The organism is Microcoleus sp. A6-C6 (assembly GCF_036705955.1).
Taxonomy (GTDB): Bacteria; Cyanobacteriota; Cyanobacteriia; order Cyanobacteriales; family Microcoleaceae; genus Microcoleus.
In genome coordinates, this window is record NZ_JAUBVR010000056.1 from 32,356 (window position 1) to 41,839 (window position 9,484).

A 9,484-nucleotide genomic window follows, 5' to 3' on the forward strand; every position below is an offset into this window, starting at 1 on the left:
AAACAAGTGCAGCAAACAAATATAAACACTTATAACTTTCGCCCAATTAATAAATATTCACCAAGAGGAATAACTCCCATGACAGAACTTAGAACTATCGCCGATACCAACATTCCTACATTCGGTTTAATTGAAGACTTCACCGATATTCGCAGACCAGAAATCGATGGCGATCCGAAGCCAAATAAACCGCGTGTTATTGAAGATTTAACCGATGTTCCCCGGCCAGACATCGATACAAATCCAATCGTAGAAACACGTAACGTAATTGCCTCTGACAGCAACTCTACTAAGAGCTTGTTCGGCACTATGGATACACTCGGCAGTTTACCTAATCCTAACAGGATAGTAGGAACCGCAGGAAATGACTATCTAGTAGGAAAGCATTACATAGACGATTCAATCTTTGGCGGTCGAGGTGCAGATACACTCAAAGGTCTTGACGGTAACGACTTTTTGTATGGCGGTAGCGGTCAAGATGTCCTCTATGGCGGTGGAGATTCCGATTGGCTAGAAGGCAATAGTGGCAATGACATTCTCATCGGTCATAGCAACCATGAAGGAGGATACGATATTAATGAAGTCGATACTTTAATAGGAGGTTCGGGATCCGATACATTCTCGCTAGTTATCGATGGCCCATACTACGATATTCCTTACTTAGATGGTCTAGGGGAACACGCCTATGCGATAATTATGGACTTTAAAACAGCAGATGGAGATGCAATCTTGATGGTGGGCAAAAAGAACGATTACGAATTTGTATCTGGTTCCTATGATTACGGCAATAAGTCACTGAAAGACACTAAAATCTTTTATCAAGGTGACATGATTGCGGTAGTGGCAGACACCATGGCTGCGGATTTAACTCTCTCTTTTGTGTAACTCTATTTGTAGGGTAGGCACTGCGAACCCTACAAACTGGAGTTTGGAAACTTTGGGTATGGCGATCCGAATGTTCCAGATACTAATATCAAGTTCGGAAACGATCTAATTGGTGTGTTACAAGACACCATCAATGTCACACCAACAGACTTTATCCTTGGCGATCCATTTCCTGGCTAAGCCGATCGCCCTCTGCCTGGTTAAACTTAGCCGTATTATTTGACGGCGTTACAAAAGTTATGGCAGAGGGAATAAATCAAGTTTTAACGACTCAAAGCAATGTAGTAGCGATCGTACAGGTCGCTCAATCTCTACGTCCTAATTTTGAACAACAAGGAGTAACAGAAATGGCAATTATTAATGGCACTAACTTCAACGACAACGGTATCGATAAACCCAAGCTAGTTGGAAACGATCCCGAATGGATTCAAGGCCCGAATGGCCCTCTATTAACACTGGGATTTGACACAATCTATGGCTATGAAGGCAACGACATATTGTTGGGTCTTGGTGGAGATGACAAGCTGTACGGCGCTTCTGGTAGCGATGAGCTGTATGGTGGCGCTGGTAATGATTATTTAGATGGTGGGTTTGACAACGACGTTCTCGATGGTGGCTCTGGTAATGACACTTTATATGGTGGCGCTGGCTACGACTATCTAGTTGGTGGTTTTGGCAACGATCGCCTGATTGGTGGTAATTTAGATGATGCTCTACTTGGCGGTACGGGCAACGACGTTCTCTTAGGCGACAGCGGTAACGATCAACTTACTGGTTACGGCTTTGGGCAAAATGAATTCGACATCCTCACAGGTGGCATTGGAAAAGACACCTTCGTGTTGGGTGACATAAATAGTGTTTACCACCTCGGAAATGGCTACGCCACAATTACGGACTTTAGCTTAATTCAAAGCGACAAAATCCAAATTAAAAGCCTTCTAACAGACGGTTACTCGCTTGGGCTTGGCAACTGGGAAGGTAGCAATGCCCAAGACACGGGAATCTTCTACAAGGGTGATTTAATTGGTGTTGTGCAAGACCAAAACATTACTAATCTCAACCCAAATCAGGTGTTTGTTTCTGCATCTAGTCCGCTCTAATACCTGATTTTATTACCAACAACATTACTTGGAGAATCATCATGAATAACAACATTCAAAACCAAAAAATCTCAGTTGTACGGCCTGTAAGATCTATCGTCCTTGCCACCTTGATGGCAGTATCTTTTTCCTCTGCAATGGCAATTTTAGGTAACACTTCTCAAGTTTTTGCCAACCCTTTAAAATCACAACAGGTTAATCACCTTCAAATTAATGAAGTAATTACTTCCCCATCTTCGATTGTCGGTAACTGGAAAGGAAATCTTTATTCTCAAGGTGATGATGCCTTAACCTCTGTTGAAATGGTTATCAAACAGGGAGCAAACCAGCAAGGAACATGGAAATTTATAGGAGAAAATAACACTCCTTTTGAAAGTGGTGCAGTAGTTTCCTCTTTAGGTGCTAATAGTGCAACTTTGGAATTCAAGCAAAAAGACAAAAAACCTAGTTGGTTTTTCAAATGCAAACTTCCCAACAATACCCAGCTTTCTTGCGAAAAGGTTGGCAATACAAATTGGAAGCTCACTTTGAAAAAAAATTAGCTTAACTCGCGAGAAGCCCTACGTCTCACCGGAAGGTGAGCGTGTTTTCTTTAACCTAAAACACGGCAGAAATACTCGCGGTACAAATTGCAGCGCGGCATCACATAATTGTTTTGCCGCCCCACAATTCCCATGCTGTGCAACTTATAAATTTGCATTGAATCCAATTCAACTGCTTCCGGGGAATTTACAACTTTTTTCAAAGCTAAAGCTAATTCGGGATTTTGTTGCAGAATTTCTAAATGCCTCCGCAAATGATTGCTGTAGATTCCCGATTCTGAGGCAGCATTTTCTAATAGCTGATTTAATGAGATTTTCCCACAACTAACCTCATACATTGCTAATCTTACTAAATAAGGATGTCCGCCGATCGCACAAATCAACTTTTGCAACTGTCCATCAGCCCAATCCAAACCGTGCAGACGAGCTAAATCATAAATTTGCTGGCTCTCAAACTCCTGCAACTCAACTGGAACTCCCGCATTAAACGGAGATTGGTTCATATCCAAAGGAATGTAAACCTCCGTAGAATGCGCCATTACCAACCGTAAATTTTTCCAGATATCAGAAATCTTGGCTTTTTCGTGCCAGCTTCGCAGCATCCCCAGAAAATCTTCAACTACTTCCGTGTGGGGAAATATGCGATCGACTTCATCCAATCCCAACACTAGAGGAGTTGCTATTTCTGCCAGCAAATACTCTTCAAAGTATACCGTACAGTTATCGTTGCTGCCCAAAATATCCGTATCCCAATATTCATTTAACTTATTTTCTAACTTTAACTGCCGGCTTACCATCAAGCACAGCCAGCGCAGAAATTTATCAAGATTTGTTAAAATTCCTCGATCGGCGGCGCTCAAATCCAAATAAACTGCGTGATAATTTTCCCGGACAGCGCTAGCTAAAATCCGGTTCATCAGTGAAGTTTTACCCATCATCTCCGGGGCTTTAATCCGAATCAGAGAACCGGGTTTGACAACCGTTTCCTCGCAGAGAGAGTCGATGCTGGAACGCTCTATATAAAAAGGTGAATCTAAGGCTACTGAACCTTCGGGAAATTGCAAATTTGCGGCCGTCGGTAATGTTGATGAGGGCAGATTTGCGTGCAGAGATTGACTGGGTTCTGCTTCATAAGCTCTCCTCAGCGCTTCTTTGAAGTTTTTCTTAGTAATTCTTTCTCCCAAAGCTTCTGAAAGCTTGTGCCACAATTTGTTACCGACATCTTTGTTGAGGTATTCAGCACTGTAGCCGTAGGTTTTGGCAATTTCATCGTAACTTTTGCCTTCCCAAGAACCTTGAAGGACTTTCATTTCGATATCGCTGAGATATTTGCCGGTGTTTTGAGCAAAAATGCGATCGGCTGATTCTTTGGTTTTGCTCCAAGAGAATTCTAATTCTGATTTCATGGGATCGCCCGTGAGTACGTATATACGTAAGTATGCAGACTATTGCCAGAGAAGACTTGTTCCTCCATCGGGAAATTACCCTGATTTTTCCCTATTTTAACTGATTTAAGCTGAGTTTTTACTGTCAATGCTTGTTGAAATACCTGATTTTATTCCCCTGGTGGGTTTTATGCTTATAAAATAAGCTGGTTTTGAAGCAAGTTGATTGTCGATCGCAATTACAGAAATCCGATCGCACTAACCAAAGCCAAACCTCGCAAACACCAGGGTATCAGGAGAAAAATCATGGCTGCTACCATTACCGTTAATAGCACAGATGACTTGAATACCAGGAATGCCGTCATCTCGCTCAGAGAGGCAATTCTGGTTGCCAATGGTACTCTGAATTTTGCTGCTTTGACAGTGGCAGAACAAGCGCAAATTAACGGTACTGTCGGTACTGGTGCCGATCGCGACACGATCGCCTTTAATATCGGGGCGATCGGTTCTCAGCAATTAATTCAGCCTTTATCCGCACTGCCGACGATCTCCGATCGAGTTGTCATCGATGGCTGGAGTCAAGGTGGCGCGGGCTATAACGGTTTGCCACTGGTGGAACTCAGCGGCAACCTCGCTGGAATAGGGATTGCCGGACTTGCTATCACTGCTGGGAACAGTACCGTGCAAGGTTTAGCGATCAACAGATTTATTAGCTTGGAAGGCATCCGCTTGCAAACCAATGGCGGCAACGAGATCCTCAGCAACCACATCGGCACGGATCTAACGGGTACGGTCGATCGGGGCAACGCCCGAGGGATCTTGATTGATGGCGTTCCAGATAATCGGATCGAGAACAACTTAATCTCTGGCAACAACAATTCTGATTTCGGGTTTGGCATCGATATTTCCGGTATCGCTGCGCGCAACAACCAAGTAATCGGCAACCGTATTGGCACTGATATTACGGGTACTGTTGCGATCGGCAACAACGCTGGCATCAGCATCCGCAATGCGCCTGAAAACCTGATTCAGGACAACCTGATTTCTGGCAATGTGGGCATCGGTAGCGGAATTTTGATTAACGGCCCAACTGCCAATCAAAATCGAGTTGTCGGCAACCTCATCGGCACTGATATCACGGGTAATGTAGCGCTAGGAAACAGTATCTATGGCATCTCTATTGGCAGCGCTTCTAACAATATTATCGGCGGCACAACGCCTCAAGAACGCAATATCATTTCTGGCAGTCAGACTGCGGGTATTGCTTTTCTAAAAGCGCCTGGTCCAGCCGCTGTACCTGCGACAAACCGAGTTGTCGGCAACTATATCGGCACAAATATCAGCGGTACTGCCGCTTTGGGAAATCCGATCGGCGTCTTTATCGGTGTTGGCGAAAGCAACATCGTCGGTGGCACGACACCGCAAGAACGCAATGTCATTTCCGGCAATCAAATGGGCGTCTTATTCCTTAGCGAGCAGACAATTGGCAACCGCGTTATCGGCAATTATATAGGCACGCAAGCTGACGGCAGCACTCCTTTACCCAATACTTTGTACAGCAACATCATAGCTCAAGATGCTGGTGTGAATAACCGCATCGGCGGCACCGCAGCAGGGGAAGGAAATACGATCGCATTTAGCGGTAGCAGCGGCATTCAAGTGACCGGTGGCAACGGCGTAGCAATTTTAGGCAATTCTATCTTTTCTAATAATGGTTTAGGCATCGATCTCGATAATGATGCCGATCCCCTAACTAGCGACGGCGTTACCCCAAACGAATTGGGAGACGGAGATACAGGCGGCAACGGCTTGCAAAATTTTCCTATTTTAAACTCGGCAACTGCTAGCAACGGCAACATTACTATTAGCGGCACTCTCAACAGCATTGCCAATACAACTTTCCGCGTCGAATTTTTTGACAATACTGTTTTAGATCCCAGCGGTTACGGCGAAGGAAAAACTTACCTCAACTTTGTTAATGTCACGACTGATGCTGCTGGAAATGCTAATTTTACATCGCCGGTGTTAACTGCAACAGGGGCGATTGTGACTAATGCTATTAACTTAACAACTAACGATACTTCCGAATTTTCTCAACCTTCCCCCGGCTTACTGCAATTGAGCAACCCCGCTTACACGGTGAATGAAAACGGTACAGTTGTAGGTGCAGCAATTACTGTCGATCGCATTGCTGGTAACAAAGGTGCAGTTGGCGCAACGCTGACGCTGGCGGATGGTACTGCTGTTGCTGCTGACTACACCAATACGCCGATCGCGATTAACTTTGCCGCTGGCGATACCACACCAAAAATTGTGACTATTCCGATCGCTGATGATGCGATCGATGAAGCTGACGAAACGGTTAATTTATCTCTGACTAATCCTACTGGAAATGCTACGGTGGGCGATCGATATAACAATGCAGTTTTGACGATCGCAGATAATGACAATCCTCCAACTATCAGCATCGCCCCCGCCACGATTAACCAAGCTGAAGGCGATACAGGAACAACCGCCTACAACTATACAGTTAGCCTCTCAAATGCTTCTGGTTTGCCCGTTACGGTTAACTACAAGACAGATGATGGCACTGCTACTACGGCAGATCTCGACTACGAAGATAATGACGGTAATCTCATCTTTAATCCTGGAGAAGCGCTAACAAAGGCGATCGTTGTACTTGCTAAGGGCGACGGCAAAATCGAGGTGGATGAAACTTTCAGCGTTACCCTCAATAATGCTACCAACGGCGCGATCGATCCCGCCGCCAACCAAAGTACGGGCATCATTCTCAATGATGATAATGCCCCAACTCCAACACCAACTCCAACTCCAACACCAACTCCAACTCCAACACCAACACCAACTCCAACTCCAACACCAACTCCAACTCCAACACCAACTCCAACTCCGATTCCGACAGAAACGCCAACACCAACTCCGACACCGATTCCGACACCAACGCCGATTCCGACACCAACGCCAACAGAAACGCCAACACCAACGCCAACTCCGACACCAATTTCAACACCAACTCCGGCAGAAATTCCGACAGAAACGCCAACACCAACTCCGACACCGATTCCGACACCAACACCAACTCCGACACCAACTCCGACAGAAACGCCAACACCAACTCCGGCACCGATTCCGACAGAAACGCCAACGCCAACTCCGACAGAAACGCCAACGCCAACTCCGACACCGATTCCGACACCAACGCCAACTCCAACGCCAACTCCGACAGAAACGCCAACGCCAACGCCAACTCCGACACCGATTCCGACACCGATTCCCATAAAAACGCCAACGCCAACTCCGACAGAAATTCCGACACCAACGCCAACTCCGACAGAAATTCCGACAGAAACGCCAACACCAACGCCAACTCCGACAGAAATTCCGACAGAAATTCTGACACCAACGCCAACTCCGATAGAAATTCCGACAGAAATTCCGACAGAAGATTGCCTTTGTAACTCTCTATCCCTCCCAAATCTCAACCAACCCAATCCGACAGAAAAGGTAGTTGTGAATAGTACGGATCGAATCCTCACAGGTACTGCTAGCAATCAGAGATTCGACGGTAGCAGCAGCGAGGACTATTTCCAGGCTGGAGAAGGTAACGACAACCTGTTTGGTGGCGAAGGAAATGATTTTTGTAACGGTAACGAAGGCAACGACTTTATCTCTGGTGGAACGGGAGATGACTGGCTTTTTGGTGGCAAGAATCAAGACATTATTCTTGGCAATGAAGGAGGAGATACATTATTAGGAAATCGAGGAGAAGATTCACTCAATGGCAGAGAAGATAGCGACTTCATTAATGGCAACGAAGACTCCGATTTCTTGGATGGAGGCAAAGGAAACGATTTCCTATTGGGAGGTAAGGATCGAGATTTAATTTTAGGCAGTGAAGGCAACGATACTCTGTTGGGAAATGTAGGTGATGATACTGCCTGTGGTGGCGGTGGTAACGATTACTTGCGGGGCGATGAAAATAACGACTTACTGGGTGGATGTGAAGGAAATGATACGATTTTCGGAGGGGAAAACAATGATACCATATTTGGAGGAGCGGGAGACGACTTTTTAAGTGGCGATTTGGGAGATGATGTTTTAATTGGAGGAAGTGGGAGCGATGTTTTTCTGCTTTGGGCTGATTCAGGGATGGATATCATTCGAGATTTTGAACCCGGAAAAGATGCGCTCGCCCTTACTAGAGGTTTGACTTCCTCTCAACTTTCAATTACTCAAGCCAATAGCGATACTTTCATCCGGTTGACAGCAACAGGTCAAATTTTAGCCACTCTCAATAACGTATCTGTTGCTCAAATCAATCTGACAGAGTTTAACTCACCTAATTTATTCGCTCTCAATTCTTGAAATGCACTGCGTTAATCCGTGTTGCATCGGCCTTACATCTGCGGTTGACTTATCAATTAAAGATTTACGGACTACGGATTCAACGCATTTTTTTACATCAATGCAGCCTGACTTTTCCCTATTTTAATATTGAACTCCCTGATTTATTCCTACCCAAAATTACCAAAAACCTTTTTTAGTTCTTTAAACACCTGATTTTTCCCCCATTGTCGCTTGCTTTACGAAAGGAGAAACTAGAGACATCAAGCAAGTTAGTTGAGTCTTTCTCACCCTTGCACTAATTAGACAAAAACAAGGAGCCACAAAAATGTCATCAATTATCAAAGGTACAGACTACGACGACAACAACACTGTCAACGGCGACGGTAAACTCCACAAATCCTTAGTTGGACAAAATTGGACAATCAACGACCAAGGTCAAATTCAGCTTTCCAATGATACAATCTACGGCAATAAAGGCGATGATATCTTGTCAGGTCTCGACGGAGATGACATCCTCTACGGTGGCTACGGCGGCGATAAGCTAGATGGCGGCGCGGGTAATGATAAATTATACGGCGAAGCTGGCGAGGATTTGCTGTATGGAGGTGCTGGCAAAGATTATCTGAGCGGCGGATTTCACAACGATTATTTATTCGGAGGAAGCGGCAAAGATTATCTGAGCGGCGGCGACGGTAACGATTACCTTGATGGTGCTAATTTTTCGGGTGCTGGTAACGGTATCGGCGGCGGTACTGAATCGGATTCTCTCTACGGCGGCGCGGGTGCGGACACATTTGTACTCGGTAATGTTAACAATGTTTACTATCTCGGCACTGGCTATGCGACGATTACGGATTTTAGCGTAGGTGAAGACAAAATCCAAATTAAAGGCAATTTCGCAGACGGCTATTCTCTCAAACTTGGCGATTGGAACGGCAACAATGTTAAAGATACTGGTATCTTCTACAAGGATAATTTGATTGGGGTTGTGCAAGACCAAAAATTATTGAGTGTCAACCCAAATAAAGTATTCTTATCCGCGCCTCCCATCCCTCTATAAGCTGTTGCTCATATAGATTGTGTATGGCGATTGAGTGGGAGAGGGGGAGAAGGGGAGAGGGGGAGAGGGGTGCATCTCACTTTGGCAAATACATCAAATTGAAAGTTGACCGTTGAGATAAGCACAGCGAAGAGAAAGGATAGA

The 9,484-nt window shown here is 45.1% G+C and carries 6 protein-coding genes; 5 read left to right on the forward strand and 1 reads right to left on the reverse strand.

All coding sequences use genetic code 11. The features are described from left to right. Window positions 1-78 precede the first annotated feature (78 nt). The 3 genes from QUB52_RS20545 (at window position 79) to QUB52_RS20555 (ending at window position 2,527) form a co-directional block, all read left to right on the forward strand. Window positions 79-885 (forward strand): calcium-binding protein, encoded by an 807-nt coding sequence (locus QUB52_RS20545; protein WP_332974522.1) that lies wholly within the window; start codon window positions 79-81, stop codon window positions 883-885. Window positions 886-1,124: 239 nt separating this feature from the next. After that, window positions 1,125-1,985, forward strand: coding sequence for a calcium-binding protein (locus QUB52_RS20550; RefSeq protein WP_332974523.1), 861 nt, complete (start codon window positions 1,125-1,127; stop codon window positions 1,983-1,985). A 41-nt stretch (window positions 1,986-2,026) separates the two neighbouring features. Further along, window positions 2,027-2,527, forward strand: a complete 501-nt coding sequence (locus tag QUB52_RS20555; RefSeq protein ID WP_332974524.1) for a hypothetical protein — start codon at window positions 2,027-2,029, stop codon at window positions 2,525-2,527. A gap of 50 nt (window positions 2,528-2,577) precedes the next feature. Here QUB52_RS20555 and QUB52_RS20560 read toward each other — a convergent pair whose 3' ends face one another. Continuing rightward, entirely contained in the window at window positions 2,578-3,933 is a 1,356-nt protein-coding gene (locus tag QUB52_RS20560) for an AAA-like domain-containing protein (protein ID WP_332974525.1), read from the reverse strand. 285 nt (window positions 3,934-4,218) lie between these two features. Between QUB52_RS20560 and QUB52_RS20565 the strand changes: the two genes are divergently transcribed. Together QUB52_RS20565 and QUB52_RS20570 are read left to right on the forward strand one after the other, a co-directional pair. Then, window positions 4,219-8,298: a Calx-beta domain-containing protein gene (locus tag QUB52_RS20565; RefSeq protein ID WP_332974526.1), complete on the forward strand. Its 4,080-nt coding sequence runs from the start codon at window positions 4,219-4,221 to the stop codon at window positions 8,296-8,298. Window positions 8,299-8,605: 307 nt separating this feature from the next. Next, the gene (locus QUB52_RS20570; RefSeq protein WP_332974527.1) at window positions 8,606-9,340 is read left to right on the forward strand and encodes a calcium-binding protein; all 735 of its coding nucleotides are present in this window, start codon (window positions 8,606-8,608) and stop codon (window positions 9,338-9,340) included. Window positions 9,341-9,484: the final 144 nt, after the last annotated feature.

What these genes read in the sequence shown, in the direction of transcription:
- QUB52_RS20545 (WP_332974522.1), top strand. Translation starts at nt 79, where the DNA reads ATGACAGAACTTAGAACTATCGCCGATACCAACATTCCTACATTCGGT.
- QUB52_RS20550 (WP_332974523.1), top strand. Translation starts at nt 1,125, where the DNA reads ATGGCAGAGGGAATAAATCAAGTTTTAACGACTCAAAGCAATGTAGTA.
- QUB52_RS20555 (WP_332974524.1), top strand. Translation starts at nt 2,027, where the DNA reads ATGAATAACAACATTCAAAACCAAAAAATCTCAGTTGTACGGCCTGTA.
- QUB52_RS20560 (WP_332974525.1), bottom strand. Translation starts at nt 3,933, where the DNA reads ATGAAATCAGAATTAGAATTCTCTTGGAGCAAAACCAAAGAATCAGCC.
- QUB52_RS20565 (WP_332974526.1), top strand. Translation starts at nt 4,219, where the DNA reads ATGGCTGCTACCATTACCGTTAATAGCACAGATGACTTGAATACCAGG.
- QUB52_RS20570 (WP_332974527.1), top strand. Translation starts at nt 8,606, where the DNA reads ATGTCATCAATTATCAAAGGTACAGACTACGACGACAACAACACTGTC.